This window comes from Aquincola tertiaricarbonis (genome assembly GCF_023573145.1).
Lineage (GTDB): Bacteria > Pseudomonadota > Gammaproteobacteria > Burkholderiales > Burkholderiaceae_C > Aquincola > Aquincola tertiaricarbonis_B.
Genome location: NZ_CP097635.1, coordinates 961,985 through 978,809, shown reverse-complemented (window position 1 = coordinate 978,809; position 16,825 = coordinate 961,985). Strand labels below are relative to the sequence as shown.

At 66.4% G+C, this 16,825-nt stretch carries 15 protein-coding genes and 2 pseudogenes; 11 read left to right on the top strand and 6 right to left on the bottom strand.

Annotated elements, in window-relative coordinates; all coding sequences use genetic code 11:
* Positions 1–22: 22 nt before the first annotated feature.
* The 3 genes from MW290_RS04585 to MW290_RS04575 all read left to right on the top strand — a co-directional run bounded on the left by MW290_RS04585 (position 23) and on the right by MW290_RS04575 (position 2,217).
* Entirely contained in the window at positions 23–982 is a 960-nt protein-coding gene (locus MW290_RS04585; RefSeq protein WP_250194184.1) for an IS5 family transposase, read from the top strand.
* A 100-nt stretch (positions 983–1,082) separates the two neighbouring features.
* Entirely contained in the window at positions 1,083–1,832 is a 750-nt protein-coding gene (locus MW290_RS04580) for an HD-GYP domain-containing protein (protein ID WP_310740093.1), read from the top strand.
* A gap of 133 nt (positions 1,833–1,965) precedes the next feature.
* Positions 1,966–2,217, top strand: coding sequence for a hypothetical protein (locus MW290_RS04575; RefSeq protein WP_250196099.1), 252 nt, complete (start codon positions 1,966–1,968; stop codon positions 2,215–2,217).
* A gap of 2 nt (positions 2,218–2,219) precedes the next feature.
* Here MW290_RS04575 and MW290_RS04570 read toward each other — a convergent pair whose 3' ends face one another.
* From MW290_RS04570 to tnpA, 4 genes are all read right to left on the bottom strand, one after another.
* Positions 2,220–2,741: a hypothetical protein gene (locus MW290_RS04570; RefSeq protein WP_250196098.1), complete on the bottom strand. Its 522-nt coding sequence runs from the start codon at positions 2,739–2,741 to the stop codon at positions 2,220–2,222.
* Positions 2,742–2,767: 26 nt separating this feature from the next.
* Complete coding sequence (gene tnpC, locus MW290_RS04565) at positions 2,768–4,321, bottom strand: IS66 family transposase (protein WP_250196592.1); 1,554 nt, start codon at positions 4,319–4,321, stop codon at positions 2,768–2,770.
* A gap of 72 nt (positions 4,322–4,393) precedes the next feature.
* Positions 4,394–4,741 (bottom strand): IS66 family insertion sequence element accessory protein TnpB, encoded by a 348-nt coding sequence (gene tnpB / locus MW290_RS04560; RefSeq protein ID WP_250196097.1) that lies wholly within the window; start codon positions 4,739–4,741, stop codon positions 4,394–4,396.
* Positions 4,738–5,145: an IS66-like element accessory protein TnpA gene (gene tnpA / locus MW290_RS04555; protein WP_250196096.1), complete on the bottom strand. Its 408-nt coding sequence runs from the start codon at positions 5,143–5,145 to the stop codon at positions 4,738–4,740. Before tnpA ends, tnpB begins: the two co-directional genes overlap by 4 nt.
* Positions 5,146–5,203: 58 nt before the next feature.
* Here tnpA and MW290_RS04550 point away from each other — a divergent pair.
* The 4 genes and pseudogenes from MW290_RS04550 to MW290_RS04535 all read left to right on the top strand — a co-directional run.
* Positions 5,204–5,605 (top strand): annotated as a pseudogene (locus MW290_RS04550) (integrase); the annotation flags it as partial.
* Positions 5,606–6,016: 411 nt separating this feature from the next.
* Positions 6,017–6,475 (top strand): antitoxin PaaA2 family protein, encoded by a 459-nt coding sequence (locus MW290_RS04545; RefSeq protein WP_250196094.1) that lies wholly within the window; start codon positions 6,017–6,019, stop codon positions 6,473–6,475.
* A gap of 41 nt (positions 6,476–6,516) precedes the next feature.
* Positions 6,517–6,837 (top strand): DUF7673 family protein, encoded by a 321-nt coding sequence (locus MW290_RS04540; RefSeq protein ID WP_250196591.1) that lies wholly within the window; start codon positions 6,517–6,519, stop codon positions 6,835–6,837.
* Entirely contained in the window at positions 6,837–7,139 is a 303-nt protein-coding gene (locus tag MW290_RS04535) for a type II toxin-antitoxin system RelE/ParE family toxin (RefSeq protein WP_250196093.1), read from the top strand. Before MW290_RS04540 ends, MW290_RS04535 begins: the two co-directional genes overlap by 1 nt.
* 244 nt (positions 7,140–7,383) lie before the next feature.
* Here the strand turns inward: MW290_RS04535 and MW290_RS04530 are convergent, their stop codons facing one another.
* Positions 7,384–7,968 carry a DUF7713 domain-containing protein gene (locus MW290_RS04530; RefSeq protein ID WP_250196092.1) on the bottom strand — a complete coding sequence of 195 codons (585 nt, stop codon included), beginning with the start codon at positions 7,966–7,968 and terminating at the stop codon, positions 7,384–7,386.
* A gap of 36 nt (positions 7,969–8,004) precedes the next feature.
* Positions 8,005–8,436 carry a tyrosine-type recombinase/integrase gene (locus tag MW290_RS33240; protein ID WP_375142804.1) on the bottom strand — a complete coding sequence of 144 codons (432 nt, stop codon included), beginning with the start codon at positions 8,434–8,436 and terminating at the stop codon, positions 8,005–8,007.
* A gap of 933 nt (positions 8,437–9,369) precedes the next feature.
* Between MW290_RS33240 and MW290_RS33005 the strand changes: the two are divergent.
* The 4 genes and pseudogenes from MW290_RS33005 to MW290_RS04505 all read left to right on the top strand — a co-directional run.
* A pseudogene (locus MW290_RS33005) lies at positions 9,370–10,651 on the top strand (Tn3 family transposase); the annotation flags it as partial.
* 1,199 nt (positions 10,652–11,850) lie between these two features.
* Positions 11,851–12,417: an Hsp20/alpha crystallin family protein gene (locus tag MW290_RS04515; RefSeq protein WP_250196091.1), complete on the top strand. Its 567-nt coding sequence runs from the start codon at positions 11,851–11,853 to the stop codon at positions 12,415–12,417.
* A gap of 99 nt (positions 12,418–12,516) precedes the next feature.
* Complete coding sequence (clpK, locus tag MW290_RS04510; RefSeq protein ID WP_250196090.1) at positions 12,517–15,372, top strand: heat shock survival AAA family ATPase ClpK; 2,856 nt, start codon at positions 12,517–12,519, stop codon at positions 15,370–15,372.
* 14 nt (positions 15,373–15,386) lie between these two features.
* On the top strand, positions 15,387–16,814 hold the full coding sequence (locus MW290_RS04505; RefSeq protein WP_250196089.1) for a phospholipase D-like domain-containing protein: 1,428 nt from the start codon (positions 15,387–15,389) through the stop codon (positions 16,812–16,814).
* Positions 16,815–16,825 lie beyond the last annotated feature (11 nt).

The following is a 16,825-nucleotide window of genomic DNA, read 5'->3' as shown; positions in this document are numbered from 1 at the left end:
TGCGCCAGGGATGATCACGCTCATGAAGCAGCTCGGACTTGGCCTGAACCTGTCGACGAAGAAGACCCGAAAGCGCGAGTTCCTCGAAGAGATGGAACGCGTGGTGCCGTGGTCGGCGCTGATGCAGGTGGTGGAGCCGTACTACCCCAAGGCCAAGACCGGACGGCCGCCGTTTCCCATCGAGACCATGCTGCGAGTTCACTACCTGCAGCAATGGTTCGCGCTGTCCGACCCGGCGATGGAAGAGGCGCTGCACGACATGCCCGTCTTCCGTGAGTTCGCTCGTTTGGGCGAAGGTGTCGAGCGATTGCCCGACGAGACCACCATCCTGAGGTTTCGGCACCTGCTGGAGAAGCACGATTTGGCCACCGACATGCTGCGGGTGGTCAACGACATCCTCCAGGCCAAGGGCCTGATGATGAAGAAGGGCACCGTCGTCGACGCCACCTTGATCGCCGCGCCGAGTTCGACCAAGAACGCCGAGGGCGAGCGGGACCCCGAGATGAAGCAGGCCAAGAAGGGCAACCAGTGGTACTTCGGCATGAAGGCCCACATCGGCGTGGACGCGCACTCCGGCTTGGTGCACAGCGTCGTGGGCACGGCCGCCAGCGTCAACGACGTGACGCAGGCCGGCGCACTGCTGCACGGTGACGAGGAGGTCGCCTTTGGAGACGCGGGCTACCAAGGCGTGCACAAGCGCATCGAAGCCCAGGGGCCGCAGTGGCACGTGGCCATGCGGCCAGGGTTGCGGCGCAAGCTCAACCCGTTCATCGCGCCGCACTTCGAGGCGCTGAGCCTGGAGAAGTGGAAGGCAAGCATCCGGGCCAAGGTCGAGCATCCGTTCCGGGTAATCAAGCGGCAGTTCGGCTACACAAAGGTTCGCTACCGAGGATTGGCCAAGAACACGGCGCAGATCGCCACGCTCTTCGCGCTGTCAAACCTGTGGATGGCGAGGCGGCAGCTGATCGGAGCGCAGGGATGAGTGCGTCCGCGGTGCCTTGCAGGGGCCTGCGGAGCGCTGCAGCAGGCCCAACCGGGGCCTCGAAGACGCCGCGAATCGCCTCGGTGCAGCCAGACGGCGCTTGACGATCATCGAATCGGCTCGACGGGCGCATCGCATCGCGTTGTGCAGACCTTCCCTAGGGCTCGATGCTGACGGCTGCCGTGAAGCCGGGTTGGCTGGACTGCTCCACGATATGGGCAAGGCCACGATGCCGCTCACCATCCTCAACAAGCCTGGCAAACTCACTGATGAGGAGTTCACAGTGATGCGCAGTCACCCAGAACGTGGCTATGAACTCTTGACGGGTGGCACCGCTCCTCAGAGCGCCCTGGATGTCTGCCTCCACCACCACGAACGAATCGATGGCACCGGCTATCCGCACCAGCTGGCTGGGGCTCAGATTTCGCAGCTGGCCCGCATGGGCGCCATCTGCGACGTCTATGACGCCATTACCTCCCAACGCCCCTACAAGGCAGGATGGGACCCGGCCGAATCGATAGCCCGCATGATTTCCTGGAAAGGCCATTTCGATGAAAAGATGATGGGCGCTTTCGTGAAAAGCCTCGGCATCTATCCGATCGGATCCCTCGTGAAACTTGAGTCGGGCAAGTTAGCTGTGGTTGTCGAGCAAAATCCGACTTCGCTGACCACCCCGGTTGTCAAGGCGTTTTTTTCGACCCGGTCCAACATGCCGATCAGCGTGACAAGTATTGACTTATCGCACTCGGGAGCACGAGAGCGAATCGTTGGCCGGGAGCCGACGTCAAACTGGAACTTCCCTCACCTCGCGGAGCTATGGGCGGGGGACCTTGCTACGGCTCGACGTTAGCCCTCCGGAGACGGCAATGGCAACACGCCGGCCGCTGTGCTGCTTTCCAGGACCAGCGAGTAGGGGGTGACAGGCGAGACGAAGTTGACAAAAGCGACAATCCTGTCAAAGTCCATGGAGGTCTTTGGGAGTGATGGTGGCCAAGGAGTCGAAAGTTCGTCAGCGCGTCACCGAGCAAGACGTCCACCAGTTTGCAGGGCCAGTGGTCATTCGCGATCCCAAGGCTTTTGCCGACCAGCTGGAAGCCTTTGTGCAGGCGCGTGTGAGCGCAACCATTGAAGCAGCCGATCAAGCGGTGCGGCAAGCACTTCGCAACAAGGCGGCACACCTGCGGGCTGAGACGCGCTGGAGTAAGCGTCGCCTCAGCACCCTCTTGACGCTGTGACGCTACACCTCGACGACGTGGCGAAGCAGTTGGAAGTCGACTCGCCAGGTACGGCCGTCCATCGCCTCGAGCGTGGCAGTGCGGCGGTTGATGCGCATGACGATTCCTACTTGGGCTGTTCCCTTGGCATCATCGAACGTGACCTTGTCGCCGATCTGGAAGGCGCGTTGTCCCCTCTGCATGGCAGGCTCGGGCGGTGGCTCGTACGGCTTGGCTCCTGAGCCAGGCGCAGGGGGTGCGCCTTCGATGGCCACATAGGGGATCTTCCAGGTCCTGCGGACGTCCTCCTCCAACACCGTGGCCTGGTTGTCGTGGCGGGCGATGAGCTTGCCGCGTCGCATCTGCCCGGTGCGGTGGTCGATGAACTGCACCGCCTGGCCTAGGTGCAAGGCCGCCCGTGCGGCCACCGTGCGTTTGGGCTGCGCCAGCAGCCCGTCGATGAGGGCCCGCATCTGGTACAGCTGCAGGCTCGGGGCATCCTGGAGCGCCTCCATCATGCGCACGGCGATGTCGTCGTCTGCCATGACGGCGATGTTGCCAGCAGTCCGTCTTAGGCTGCGCGCTGCTGCGCTGGCGGCGCCGTCATTGACCAAGGCAACAGCTCGTCGATGCGGTTGACCGGGTGGTCGGCGATGCGCTGCAACACGTCGCGCAGGTAGGCTTGCGGATCCAGCCCGTTCAGCTTGGCGGTCTCGATCAGGCTGTACAGCGACGCTGCACGCTCGCCCCCGGCGTTCGAGCCCATGAAGAGGAAGTTGCCGCGCCCGAGCGCCACGCCGCGCAACGCGCGCTCGGCGGCCGAGTTGTCGATCTCGATGCGCCCGTCGTTCACGTAACGAGTCAACGCCGCCCACCTGCCCAGGCTGTAGCGTGCCGCCTTGGCAAGTTCGGACTTGGTGGACACCTGTGTCAGCACGCCCTGCAGCCATCGGTGGAACTCTTCGAGCAGCGGACCCGCTCGCGCCTGGCGTTGCGCTCGACGTGCCGCCGGCGACTGGCCTCGGACGTCGGCCTCGATGGCATACAGCGCCTGGATGCGGCGCAGTGCCTGCGCTGCGAGACCGGTGTCGTCGCGGTGCTGCTCGTACAGGTCCCACCAGGGTCGGCGTGCATGCGCCCAACAGGCTGCCTCCGTCGCCTGGCCCGCCTCGTACAACCCGTTCCACCCGCCGTAGGCATCGGCCTGCAGGATGCCGCGGAAGCCCTGCAGGTGGCCCCTGGGATGCTCGCCCTTGCGGTCCGCCGAGTAGCGGAACCAGACCGCGGGGGGCGCCGTGTCGGCCGCGGGCCGGTCGTCGCGCACATAGACCCACAGCCGGCCGGTGCGGGTCTTGCCTTCGCCGGGCGCTAGCACCTTCACCGGCGTGTCATCAGCATGGACCTTGGCCGCGGCCAGCACATGCCGACCGAGCGCAGCGACCAGCGGCTGCAGCAGCAGGTGCACCTGTTCGACCCAACCGGCCATGGTGCTGCGGTCGATCTCGACGCCCTCGCGGGCGTAGATCCGGCTCTGGCGGTACAGCGGCGCGTGGTCGCAGAACTTCGACACCATCACATGCGCCAGCAGCGCCGGGCCAGCAAGGCCGCGCACGATAGGTCGGCTGGGCGCGGCGGCCTGGAAGATGGCTTCGCACTTCGTGCAGGCCAACTTGGGCCGCACGGTGCGGATGACCTTGAAGCGGGCCGGCACGTACTCAAGGTGCTCCGACACATCGGCACCGATGGCACGCAGCCGGCCACCGCAAGCCGTGCAGCCGCAGGGCTGACCCAGTGCATCGTGATGGACGTGGCTGGCGTCAGGGCGGACCTCCTGCTGCTCGCGAGGCAGATGCGGCGGCAGGCTGCGGTCGACCGTCGCCGCGTTGGCCGCTGGCACCGCGGGCTTGCGCACGGGCGCCTCGCTCAGCGCCGTGCGCTCGATCAGGCTGGCCTGACCATCATCGAACCGCTCGCTGGAGCTGCCGAACTGCGCACGCAGCCGCCGGGCGAGCTGCGCGGTGAGCTTGTCGACCATCAGCTTGAGCCGCTGCACCTCGCTGGCGCTGATCCGAAGCTGCTGCTTGAGCAGCGGCGCATCATCGGGCAGTTGGCTGATCGGGTCGATGTCCTGCGGCACGGTGCTCACTGTGCCGCAAGCGCGTTACAACGGCATCGGGATCACTCCCGAGCAGGACGGTCAAGCGGCCAGCTGCGGCGCATGCGTGCGCACGGGCATGCGCCAGTCAATGCCTTCAAGCAGCATGGACAGCTGAGCGGGCGTCAGCGACACGCTGCCCGAGGTGGCCTGCGGCCAGACGAAGCGGCCGCGCTCGAGTCGCTTGGCCAACAGCATCAGGCCTTGCCCATCGAACCACAGCACCTTGACGATATCGCCGCGACGGCCGCGGAAGACGAACACGTGGCCGCAGAAGGGGTTGTTCGCCAACGCGGTCTGGACCAGCGCGGCCAGGCCATCGAAGCCCTTCCTCATGTCGGTGTGGCCCGCCATGATCCACACCCGGGTGTTGGCCGGCAGACCGATCATGTCGGCATGCTGCGAAGCACCATGATCACGGTGCGCAGGGCGGCTGAATCGACGCCACTGCGTACCTTGACGACGACACCGGCAACATCGAGCTCGATGGCGTGCGCTCTCGACTCGCTGCTCGTCACCGGTGATGCGGTCACCACCACGGGCAGCAGCGTCGGCGCGGGTGCAGGTGCGGGTACAGCTTCAGATCCCAGGCGCTGGCGCAGCGTCACCCAGCGGCGCAATTGGTTGGCGTTGACTTGGTGGCGCATGGCCAGACCCGCAAGCGATGTGCCGGGAACCAGCGCCTGATCGACGATCCAAGCCTTGAACGCCGGCAGATATCTGTGACGGCCTCTTGCGTTGGTGCGCTCAATGCGCTGACCCGTCCAGACCGGTGTGTGTCCGCTATCGTCCATGCGGACGCATGCTCGGCACTCAAGCAGCTTGGGTCAATGCGGTGGTGAGGCCACGCTTACGCGCTGGACGCCTGGCGCCACAGAAGTGCAGCGTGGTCGGGCAGTCATGCTGGACACGTTCAAGCAGCCAACCAATCTGCCGCTTCCTCATTTCGCCGCGTTGGCGGGCAAGTCAAGACAGCAGATCTACAAAGACATCGACGCCCGACTCCTGCTGGCGCTTAACGTGGGACCTCGAGGCCAACGGCTGCCTGACTGGCAACTCGATGGAGTCAAACGCCGGCTGACCCAAACCGTCTTGGCGGCCGCAGGGGACATAGACGACTGGACGATCTATCGCGCGCTGAGCCAGCCCCAAGCAAGTCTGTCCGGCCAGACGCCAGTGGATGCGGTGACGAGCACTTCCGTTGAGCAGATCGCTCGCAATGTTGTGGACGCCCTTGGCCTACAACCGACTTGACGCTCGAAGTCCTTCAGCAGAACAGTGCAGCCGCGGGGGAGCTTTCGATACTCCAAGCGCACAACCGAACGCCTGGTGACAGCCGGGCTTGCTGGCCCCAGCCCGGCCAAAACGTGAGCATGACGACCGGTCAACTCAAAAAACCCCTGCCAACAGACCAAAAGGGGACGCAAACCTTTTTACATAACCTCTTTTGTCGCCCATTAGACGTTTTGGCGACAATCGCGCCAGAAGCATACGAGATGAGCGCTGCTCCCGCCAGCGCTGGCTTGGCCAGGGACCTTGTCGCCCTGGTGGCGCGGTGCTTCCGCACTCTCATTGAATCTCGCGCTTAGGCCGGCGGTCGTTGCACGACTTCTGTCAACCGTGCACAATGATTCCATCTCCTATGCGGTGGATCCTATGCACAGCATGACCTTGGAACAACTGCGCGCGACGGCGGCGGCCGGCGGCGTCGCCGGTGTCACGCTCAAGGGCCAGGGCGGCGCCTTCATGCTGCGCATCGCCACCCGGAGCGGCCAGGACGCCGTGCTGGCCAAGGCCCGCAGCACCGAGCCGCGCCGCTTCGGCAACCCGGCCTCGGCCATGATCCTGCTGCGCGAGGTCGGCATCGCCGTGGCGCAGCTCGACGCCACCGACTGGAACCCCGACGAGAAGGACATGAGCCGCAGTCGCTCCAGCCAGGCCGAAGCGATGCGCACGGCCCACCAGGCCGTGGCCCACAACCGGTGGCTCGCAGCCGAGATCCACGAGTCGCTCGACGATCCGCGCCCGAGCGTCCCGCACGACGAGGCCATGGCGGCCATGGACGCCGAAATCGATGCGATCGAGCTCCAGCGTGCCGGCTCCGCACGAAGGAAAGGCGCATGAGCACGACGCCGCGCCAACCCGATCAGGTCATTGCGCAGGCGATGCTGGCCGCCGCCGCTGAAGCGCCGCCCCCTGCGATCACCTCCGAGGAAGTGGCGGCGCTCGAGCGCCTGCTCGCGCATGCCAGGCGCGACTCGGGGCAGAGCCGGGTCGTTGCGGACTTTCTGCTGGCTTGGTGGAACACAGGCAGCTGCGGTGCCTTCGACCTGACCTCGCTGTGGGCACTGGACACCGACATCGTGGCGGACATGACGACCGTGTTCGGCCTGATCGGCCGCGTTCACCGCTACCCCGACAGCCTGGGCTACGAGGCGGAGTTCAAGGCCATCGTGCGGACGTGGCGGCCGGAGCTCGGGGACTGATGCCTGGGGCCGACTACCGCATCGCCTGGCGCCCCAAGGCTCTGGAAGACCTGCGCAGCATCGTCCGCTACATCGCCCAGGACAGTCCTACCCGTGCACGCACCTTCGGCAAGAAGCTGCGCGAGAAAGTCCAGCCGCTGGCCCAGCACCCGAGGCTCGGCCATGAGGGCCGGCCCGGGCTGCCAGCCGACGTGCGCGAACTCGTGCTGCACGCCAACTACATCGCCGTCTATCGGGTGATCGACACCTCTCGCACCGTCGAGATCCTTCGCGTCAAGCACGTGGCGCAGCAAACGCCGTGAATCGCAGGGGCGCGTGCGCACAGGCGACGGAACGGCTGACCATCTGAATTCGACGGCCGATTTCGGCGGGGGGTAGTCGTACTTTTCGTGCAGATTGGTGCGCTTTGCTCTGAGAACCCGTTGAACGACAAGCACTTACGATTCAGGCTCTTGCGATGGCTGCGGGTTCTTCGTGCAGATTAGTGCGCTTCGTCTCGGGCGCCCCTGGGAGGCCGGACCACGCGGTCTCACGCGATCGACCCGGTCAGACCTCGTCGCTCCGGTCGCGAAACTCCAGCCTGAACTGCCAGCCCTCGAAGGTCGCCACCATCCGTCCAAGTTCGTCCCAGGAGATCTCACGGCCATCGACTATGACCATCGGCACACGATGATCCTCCTCGGGATCGCTGTCGACGGTCCCCCGCAGCACCAAGCCATCGTTCACCTGCAGCCCGTGGTCGGTGTCATCCAGATGCGTGAGAGCCAATGCTCGGCGCATCTTGCCGATCAGCTTGCCCAGTAGTTCCAGCGGCTCGTCGTCAGGCTCCCCGATCACCTGAAACCGATACCCGGCCGGGCAGCCATCGCGCAGCTCAAAGGCGTCGATCGCCACCCCTTGCCCGAACAGCCGGGTGCGAAACCGGAACTCGTGCCCTGCCCCGCGCCCGTCGAGCATGCGGATGGGCTCGAACGCCACGTGCTCGAACCCCTGCAGCCCGAGTCGGGTGGCGGCGGCCTCGTTGAAGCATCGGCCGCAGAGCCGCTGGTAGCCGGCCTCCATCGACCCGTAGTTCACGACGTCGTGGTCGGCAGCCGGCTGACGGCAGGCATCGCAGGTGATGGGCGGCATGGCTAGCAGGGTGTGTGAAGGCGAGACGACTGTAGGCTACGACCGCGGCGCCGCGAACCGATCGGCCACCTGCTTGGCGCGCCGCGCATCGTCGGTGTGCAGGTACATCGAGGTCGTGGCCAGCGAGGCGAGCCGCAGGTTGTCGCGCACCGTTGTCAGCTCGGCGCCACCTTGGAGGAGGTGCGTGGCATGCGTGTGCCTCGTCCAGTGCGGCGTGGCCTGCCGCAACTTCTCGGCGAGGGCCGGGGTGCCTTCCTCCACGACGTCGGCTGCAGTGCTGAAGAACCGCTTCATCAGCTGTCGGATGAGCAGCTCACCCGGCTGCTGGCGGCCGTGCATAGCAAGCGCCGTGGCCGGGGTGGCGGCTCGGTGCTGGAGTGGCTCAAAGGCTCCGTCGGTAAGCACAGCCCGAGCGGCCTTGCCGAGGTGACCAACAAGATCAGCTACCTGAAACAGCTTGGCGTGCATGACTGGACCTTGGAAGGCCTATCGGGACCCCGAATGCGCGCCTACGGCCAAGGAGTCGTCAACCGACCGCCCATCGAAACCAGGCGCCTCAAGCCCGACTCGCAAGCCTTGGAAGTGGTCTGCTTCCTTCGCATGACCCTGCTGAACTTGACCGACACGGAGCTGTTCATGGCCGCGCGTCGCATCAGCGACCTGATGCGGCATGCCACCGTACGCGTGCAAGCCAAACAGACTCGCGGCCTGACGCACTACCGCGAGCGCCAGAACCAGATCCGCGCGATCGTCCATGGTGAGGACCAGGCCGACGAGCAGAAGATCGCGGCCCCCAAGCAACTGCTACCCGCCCATGAAAGCGAGCAGCGCTTCAGTCGGGCCGCCCTGGTGCGCCAAGGCCTGGTGGACGACGCGGCAAGAGTTTCCGCCTTGCTCAATGCGCTGGTCGGGCTGGACATCCAGGGCCATGTCGCCACGGCCTCGCTCAAACTGGTCGGCGTGCTGCGCGCGCTTCGCGAGGGCAACGCCAGGGAGTTGCCGAGGGACTTCGATCTGGGTCAGGCCGATCCGACCTGGCACGCATTGCTGAGCGACCCCAACCGCGTACGCGCGCTGGCAGCGCTGCGCGCCTGCACCCTGGTCTCGGTCCGCCGGGACCTGCGCGCCGGGCGGCTCTGGATCAATCACAGCCAGGAGTACCGCAACCGGGAGGAGATGCTCATCCCGCCCGCGCAATGGAAGAAGGAGCGCAGCCAGCTGATCAGCGCCCTGAGCCTGACGACCGATCGGAAGAAGTTCCTCGAACGCTTGAACGCCAATCTGGAGGTCGGCCTGCGCGGCCTGGCCGAGGCGATCGAGGGGGGTGGCGTGGAAATCGATGCGCAGGGAGAGTTCCGCCTGCCCGCGCTCGCGCCGCTGGAAGTGGATGACGAGGTGCGGCGCAACCGAGAGTTGATCGCCGCCGCGATCGGTGAGACGCAATTCAGCGACCTCATCGTCGAAGTGGATGTGCACGTTGGCTTCAGCGAAGTGCTGCTGGGCCGCAAGCCCGGTTCGATCCAAGAGCTGCTCGGCTGCTACGGTGCCTTGCTGGCCCATGGCACGGAGAACGACGCCAAGGGAGTCGCCGCCATGGTGCCCGGTCTGGAGGCCGCCCATGTCACGGCCGCCATGCGCGCACTTGAAGCCCAGGGGCGGCTGCGCCGCGCCAACGAGCGGGTCGTCGCCTTCCAGCGCCGCTTTCCGATCGCCGAACTCTGGGGCAAGGCCGACAAGGCCTCGGGCCGACATGATGGCCTTGGATGCCTCCAAGCACCTCTTCAGCGCCCGCATCGACCCGCGCCGGCGCACCTACGCCGTGGGCTTCTACACCCATGTGCTCAGCACCTACGGCGTCATCTATGACCAGCCGATCGTGCTCAACGAGCGCCAGGCCGGCGCCGCGCTCGAAGGCGTGGAGCAGCACAACGCCCGCGTCGAGGACGGCATCAAGCTGTCGCTGCTGGCGGTCGATACGCATGGCTACACCAACGTCGCGATGACGGTGGCCAAGCTGCTGGGCTTCGATCTGTGCCCTCAGCTGCGCAATCTCTCCGAGCGGCGCCTGTTCCTGCCGCGAGGGATGGCGGTACCGGCGGCAGTCCGCACGGCCGCCCTCTGCGACGTGTCCAAGCGAGCGATCGTCAAAGGCTGGGATGAACTGCTGCGCCTGGTCGCCTCAATCCGAACGGGGCGGATCTCTGCAAAGCTGGTGCTGGAGCGCATGGGCAGCGCGGCCCAAGGCGCTCCCCTGCACAAGGCCGCTGACCACCTGGGCCGCCTGCTGCGCACGCTCTACCTGTGCGACTTCTTCAGCAACCCGGACTTCCGTCGAGAGATTCATACCCTGCTCAACCGGGGCGAATCGGTGCACCAGCTGCAGCGCGCCATCTTTCATGGCCGGCTGCTCCCGGAGCGCGGCCGCCGGGGCGACGAGATGCGCGCCATCTCGGGCTCGCACGCCCTGCTGACCAATATAGTCATCGCCTGGAACACCATGAAGATGCAGGGAGTCGTCGACCGGCGGCGCAAGGAGAAGCAGCCAGTCGAAGAGGCCTGGATCCGCCGCATGGGGCCGGTGCAGTTCGGGAACATCAACTTTCGGGGGACCCTGTCCTTTGGGATCGAGCGGCACGCGGCCACGCTCCTGCAGCGCCAGCAGCCACAGCGCAGGCGCGCTTGAATGGGCGGAACTGGGCCGAGCTGGCCGGGCCCTCTGCGACGGTTCAGCTCCGCCCCCCGCGCCAGCTACCTCGCCATGGGATCGGTGCAGAAGAAGCGGTTTCGAAATCCGCGCTTAAACGAATCAATGACTTACTGCGTTCCGGCCAAATGGCTATCCTTGGGATCGGTGCAAAAAGTAGCGGTTTCCCTCTCCGAGCTGCATCGGCGCCCAAACCGGCGTGCACGGATGCCCCTTGGCTCTCGCCAAAACGGGGCACTCGAGTGCAGCGGATCGGCTTACCTGTCGTTACCAAATACCTGCCCATTTCCCACCTTTGGGGCGTGTCCAAGGTCAGTACCGGGCTGCGGCAGTCCGCGCGCAGATCCATGCCTTCGCTGAAGTTCGTGCTTGTGCCCTGATGACGAGTGACCCGGGGCTCACGCTGGGCAGTGGGCCCTGGCCGGCCTGCGCTGCGCCACGGTGCAATACTGGAAGCTCTATGAGCCGTACCATGCCGCCGTGCCCCGTGCGCCCGCCGGGGCAATGCCGTTAGCAGCTCTTCACGGGCATTTCGCGCGATCCGCCAACCTCGGGCAATCATCCAGCCTCTATAAACTCAGGTTCTGGCACATGCGGTCGATCGGCATTCAACATGCCCAGTTGGTCTACCGGCGGCTCTTGGCCCACGCGGGGAGCAGTGCCTCAACGGGCGAAATTGACGGTTGAACTTGGCCCCGGCCGGCTTCCCGCGCTCGCGCCTCTGGGCACATGGATGAAGCAGGGCGGCGCAACGGAGTGAGAGCGCCGCCGCGATCGGTGAGGCGCAGTTCGACGACCTCAATTTCAAAGTGGGCAGGTGTGCTGGTTGTTGCCAATAGGGTCAGCGCGTGGCTCACTCTGCTGACTGGTCATAGGCGAAATGGGCTAAGTCATTCGGCTTCAGCGGGGCGGAACTGCTGTGCGGGGCGCCGCATTCCGAAGGCTGCGATCCTACCGGCACCGCGATGCGTGAGTGCCCGCTCTTCGACATCCGGACTTGTACTCACGACCCATTTCCGTGATCCTGCACAAGTCACTCAGCATTTCCAAAGGGTACGCTCAATTTGACTGTTAAGTGGGCGGCTGTCGATAGGTGTTGACCAGGGCTCCCCGTCGGCTGAACGCTTCTGCGTTCGCTGCACCGGCAATTGGGTTTGATCAATTCATTGGAGGTCGTTATGGAACTGGACCTGAAGAAGTGGGCCCCCTGGAACTGGTTCAAGAAGGAGCAGGAGGACAACCGGACGACGTCCTCGCTGCCCGCGCCGCGAGCCGAAGTGTCGGCGAGCGGCGGGCCGGTGAGCCCGATCCTGCAACTGCACCGCGAGATTGATCGCCTGTTCGATGACGCGTTTCGCGGCTTCGGCTTTCCGGCGCTCTCGGTACCGCAGCCTGCCGACTGGCCGGCCATGCTGAAGCCGGCGCTCGACATCCAAGAGACCGACAAGCAGTACACGATTTCCCTGGAGGTGCCGGGCGTGGAGCAGAAGGACATCCAGATCTCGCTCGACGACGATGTCCTGACGGTCCGCGGCGAGAAGCGCCAGGAGCAGGAGAAGAAGGAAGGCGGCTTCCACCGTGTGGAACGCTCGTACGGCAGTTTCCAGCGCGCGCTGAACCTTCCGCAGGACGCCAACCAGGAGTCGATCCGGGCCTCATTCAAGAACGGGGTGCTCACCATCACGATCGACAAGCGCGAAGGGAACGCGCCCCGGCAGGGTCGAGCGATTCCGATCGAGAAATGAGGTAGACTTTGTGCCGCGATTGCGGCGCAATCTGATCACGGGGCGCGGCGTCGCGAGATGCGACGGCCTGCCGGTTTCACAATCCTGCGGAGCACCGGGATGGCGAAAAAACAATGCCAAGTCTGCGGCCAGCCCGCCACCGTGCGGGTGGAAGCCGACCTCAACGGCCGCCACAGCACCATGCTGCTGTGTGACGATCACTACCGGCAGCTGGTGCGCCAGCAGAAGCGCACCATCTCGCCCCTCGAGGCCCTGTTCGGCTCGCGCAGCGGCCTGTTCGAAGACTTCCTCGGCAGCGGGTTCTTCCGGCTGGGCGACGAGCCGACGTCCGTTGCCGCGGATGCCGACGAGGTGGTCGACGCCTCGTTCGGAGAGCCGGCGGCCACTGGCACCGGCGCTCCCCGTCGGCGCGGCAGCGGGCTCGCCAGCCGGATCAGCGAGCAATCCGAGGGCCTGCTGCAGGAGGCGGCCCGGCGCGCTGCCGAGTTCGGCCGCTCCGAGGTCGATACCGAGCACCTGCTGCTCGCCCTGGCCGACAGCGATGTGGTTAAGACCATCCTCGGGCAGTTCAAGATCAAGGTCGACGACCTCAAGCGGCAGATCGAGTCCGAGGCCAAGCGCGGAGACAAGCCGTTCGAGGGCGAGGTAGGTGTCTCGCCGCGCGTCAAGGACGCGCTCAGCCGGGCCTTCGTGGCCTCCAACGAGCTGGGCCACTCCTACGTCGGCCCGGAGCACTTCCTGATCGGCCTGGCCGAGGAGGGCGACGGCCTTGCGGCCAACCTGATGCGCCGCTACGGCCTCACGCCGCAGGCCTTGCGGCAGCAGGTGAACAAGGTGGTCGGTAAGGGAGCCGAGGATGGGCGCGCGGAGACGCCGACCAACACCCCGGAGCTCGAGAAGTACTCGCGTGACCTGACCAAGATGGCGGGCGACGGCAAGCTGGACCCGGTCATCGGGCGCGCCCAGGAGATCGAGACCACCATCGAGGTGCTGGCGCGGCGCAAGAAGAACAACCCTGTGCTGATCGGCGAGCCTGGCGTGGGCAAGACCGCCATCGTCGAGGGGCTCGCGCAGCGCATGGTGGCCGGCGAGGTGCCCGAGACGCTACGCGACAAGCGCCTCGTCGAGCTGAACATCAACGCCATGGTGGCCGGCGCCAAGTACCGCGGCGAGTTCGAGGAACGCGTGCAGAAGGTGCTCAAGGAAATCGCCGAGCACCAGGGCGAGCTGATCCTGTTCATCGACGAGGTGCACACCATCGTCGGTGCCGGCCAGGGCGGCGGCGAGGGCGGGCTGGACGTGGCCAACGTCTTCAAGCCGATGATGGCGCGCGGCGAGCTGAACCTGATCGGCGCGACGACGCTCAACGAGTACCAGAAGTACATCGAGAAGGACGCCGCGCTGGAGCGGCGCTTCCAGCCGGTCATGGTGCCCGAGCCGACGGTGGCGCAGACCATCATGATCCTGCGCGGCCTGCGCGACACCTTCGAGGCGCACCACAAGGTCAGCATCACCGAGGACGCCATCATCGCGGCCGCCGAACTGTCCGACCGGTACATCACGGCGCGCTTCCTGCCCGACAAGGCCGTCGACCTGCTCGACCAGGCGGCCGCGCGCGTGAAGCTGTCGGCCACGGCGCGCCCCGTCGCGGTGCAGGAGCTGGAGTCCGAACTGCACCAGCTGCGCCGGGAGCAGGACTACGTGGCTTCGCGCAAGCAGTACGACAAGGCGGCGGAGATCGGCAAGCGCATCGAAACCAAGGAGGCCGAGCTCAAGAAGCTGGTCGAGGACTGGGAACGCGAGCGCGGCTCGGGCAGCGCCGAAGTCAAGGCGGAACACGTGGCGCAGATCGTCTCGCGCCTGACCGGTATCCCCGTCAACGAACTGACGGTGGAAGAGCGCGAGAAGCTGCTGCACCTGGAGCAGCGCCTGCACGAGCGCCTGGTGGGCCAGGACGAGGCGGTGCGCGCCGTCGCCGATGCGGTGCGGCTGTCGCGCGCCGGCCTGCGCGAAGGCAGCAAGCCGGTGGCCACGTTCCTGTTCCTGGGCCCCACCGGCGTCGGCAAGACCGAGCTCGCCAAGGCGCTGGCCGAATCCATCTACGGCGACGAGGGCGCCCTGCTGCGCATCGACATGTCGGAGTACGGCGAGCGCCATACCGTGGCGCGGCTGGTGGGCGCCCCACCGGGCTACGTCGGCTATGACGAGGGCGGACAGCTCACCGAGAAGGTCCGCCGCAGGCCCTACAGCGTGCTGCTGCTCGACGAGATCGAGAAGGCCCACCCCGACGTCTACAACATCCTGCTGCAGGTGTTCGACGACGGGCGCCTCACCGACGGCAAGGGTCGCGTGGTGGACTTCACCAACACCATCATCATCGCCACCTCCAACCTGGGATCCGACATCATCCAGCGCCGCCTCAAGGCGCGCGGTGCGGCCGGCGAGGAGTACGAGAAGACCAAGGCGGAGGTGATGGACGTGCTGCGCGGGCACTTCCGGCCCGAGTTCCTCAACCGAATCGACGAGATCATCGTCTTCCATGCGCTGGGCAAGGAGGAGATCCGCCATATCGTCGGCCTCCAGCTCGATCGCGTGGCCCGCAATGCCGCGAGCCAGGGCGTGACGCTGACGTTCGACGCGACGCTGGTCGATCACTTCGCGGAAGAAGGCTACCGTCCGGAGTTCGGTGCCCGCGAGCTCAAGCGCCTCATCCGCAGCGAGCTGGAAACGGCCCTGGCGCGCGAGATGCTCGGTGGCGGGATCGGCAAGGGTGATCAGGCGAGCGCGCGCTGGGACGACAAGGCCGAGCGCGTGCAGTTCGAGCGAAAACAAGCCGAGCCGGCCAAGGACGAAGCACCTGCCGCACCGGCCTCGCCCAAGGAGGCGGGCAAGGACTCGACCAAGGAATCGGGCAAGGAAGCCCGCAGGAAGAAGGCTGCGAGCGACCCCGCATGAGGGGCCAGGCTGTCATGTCGATCCCGGACGGGATGGCATGGGCAGCCACGGCGCTGTCGCTGTCCGCGGCGCTCGCCGCGGCGGGTCATGCCGTGGTCTACAAGCGCGACCCGCGGTCCGCCACGCTGTGGGTGCTGCTGATCGGCCTGCTGCCGCTCGGCGGGGCGCTGCTGTACCTGTTCTTCGGCATCAACCGCTACCAGCGGCGGGCGCGCAGGCTCTCGGGCGCGCGGGCGGCCCCTTGCGCAACGGCCCCGACCGCGGTGCCGCCGGACCTGCCGGACGCGCTGGCCGGCCTGGCGCGATTGGTCGGCCGTGCCACCGGACTGCCGTTGACGGAAGGCAATCGCATCACCCCGCTGTTCGACGGTGCGCAGGCCTACCCTGCGATGCTCGCAGACATCGACGCAGCGCGGCACAGCGTTGCACTCGCGTCCTACATCTTCGATGGACGCAGCATCGGCCAGGCCTTCGTCGAGGCGCTGCAGCGCGCGCATGCGCGAGGCGTGCGCGTGCGGGTGCTGATCGACGATGTCTATGCGCGCCTGCTGCCCTGGAGCGCCTACGCCGCCTTGCGAGGGTCCGTCGGGCGGGTCGCTTCCTTCAACCCGACGCTCATCCCGGCGCGGCTGCATGCCGCGCACTTGCGCAACCACCGCAAGCTCTTCGTCGTGGACGGTACGGTGGGCTTCACCGGCGGCATGAACATCTTCGGCCCCTACTGGCGGCCCGAGGCGCCGGAGCAGGCGTGCCACGACCTGCACTTCCGGCTGGAGGGCCCGGTGGTCCGGCACCTGGTGCAGACCTTCGTCCGCGACTGGTTCGACACCACGGAAGAGCGGCTGGATGCCGACTTCTTCGGCGCCGCCCCCACGCCGGGCAGCGAGGCGGGAACGAGCTGGGCCCGCGGCATCGAGGCCGGCCCCGACGAAACGATGGACAGGTTGCGCTGGACCTTCATGGGCGCCCTGAGCGCGGCGCGGCGCACCGTGCGCATCTGGACACCCTACTTCGTCCCCGACCAGCCCTTGATCGCCGCCCTGAACACGGCCGCCTTGCGCGGCGTGCGGATCGACCTGCTGACACCGCAGCACAGCGACCACCCTGCCGTGCAGTGGGCGGCGCGTGCCCACTACTGGCAGGTGCTGGAGCACGGCGCCCGCATCTTCGAACGCCCGGGGCCTTTCGACCACACGAAGCTGATGCTGGTCGACGGCCTGTGGTGCTGCCTGGGCTCGGCCAACTGGGACGCACGCAGCCTGCGGCTCAACTTCGAGTTCAACGTGGAGGTCTACGACCCCTCGCTCTGTGCGCGCCTGGAGGCGGCCTTCGACGCGGTGCGCGAGGAATCCCGGCCCGTCGCGTCGGCGGCTCTGCGCGCCCAGCCGCTTGCCGTCAAGCTGCGCGACGGCATCGCCCGCCTCTTCACGCCCGTTCTCTAGCCACAGCCCAC

Coding starts and splice junctions, on each gene's coding strand:
- MW290_RS04530 (WP_250196092.1), bottom strand. CDS start 7,968: ATGCCGCCCATCACCTGCGATGCCTGCCGTCAGCCGGCTGCCGACCAC.
- tnpA (WP_250196096.1), bottom strand. CDS start 5,145: ATGGACGATAGCGGACACACACCGGTCTGGACGGGTCAGCGCATTGAG.
- MW290_RS33240 (WP_375142804.1), bottom strand. CDS start 8,436: ATGCACGCCAAGCTGTTTCAGGTAGCTGATCTTGTTGGTCACCTCGGC.
- MW290_RS04515 (WP_250196091.1), top strand. CDS start 11,851: ATGGAACTGGACCTGAAGAAGTGGGCCCCCTGGAACTGGTTCAAGAAG.
- MW290_RS04545 (WP_250196094.1), top strand. CDS start 6,017: ATGACCTTGGAACAACTGCGCGCGACGGCGGCGGCCGGCGGCGTCGCC.
- tnpB (WP_250196097.1), bottom strand. CDS start 4,741: ATGATCGGTCTGCCGGCCAACACCCGGGTGTGGATCATGGCGGGCCAC.
- MW290_RS04585 (WP_250194184.1), top strand. CDS start 23: ATGAAGCAGCTCGGACTTGGCCTGAACCTGTCGACGAAGAAGACCCGA.
- MW290_RS04570 (WP_250196098.1), bottom strand. CDS start 2,741: ATGGCAGACGACGACATCGCCGTGCGCATGATGGAGGCGCTCCAGGAT.
- MW290_RS04535 (WP_250196093.1), top strand. CDS start 6,837: ATGCCTGGGGCCGACTACCGCATCGCCTGGCGCCCCAAGGCTCTGGAA.
- clpK (WP_250196090.1), top strand. CDS start 12,517: ATGGCGAAAAAACAATGCCAAGTCTGCGGCCAGCCCGCCACCGTGCGG.
- MW290_RS04575 (WP_250196099.1), top strand. CDS start 1,966: ATGGTGGCCAAGGAGTCGAAAGTTCGTCAGCGCGTCACCGAGCAAGAC.
- MW290_RS04505 (WP_250196089.1), top strand. CDS start 15,387: ATGTCGATCCCGGACGGGATGGCATGGGCAGCCACGGCGCTGTCGCTG.
- MW290_RS04540 (WP_250196591.1), top strand. CDS start 6,517: ATGCTGGCCGCCGCCGCTGAAGCGCCGCCCCCTGCGATCACCTCCGAG.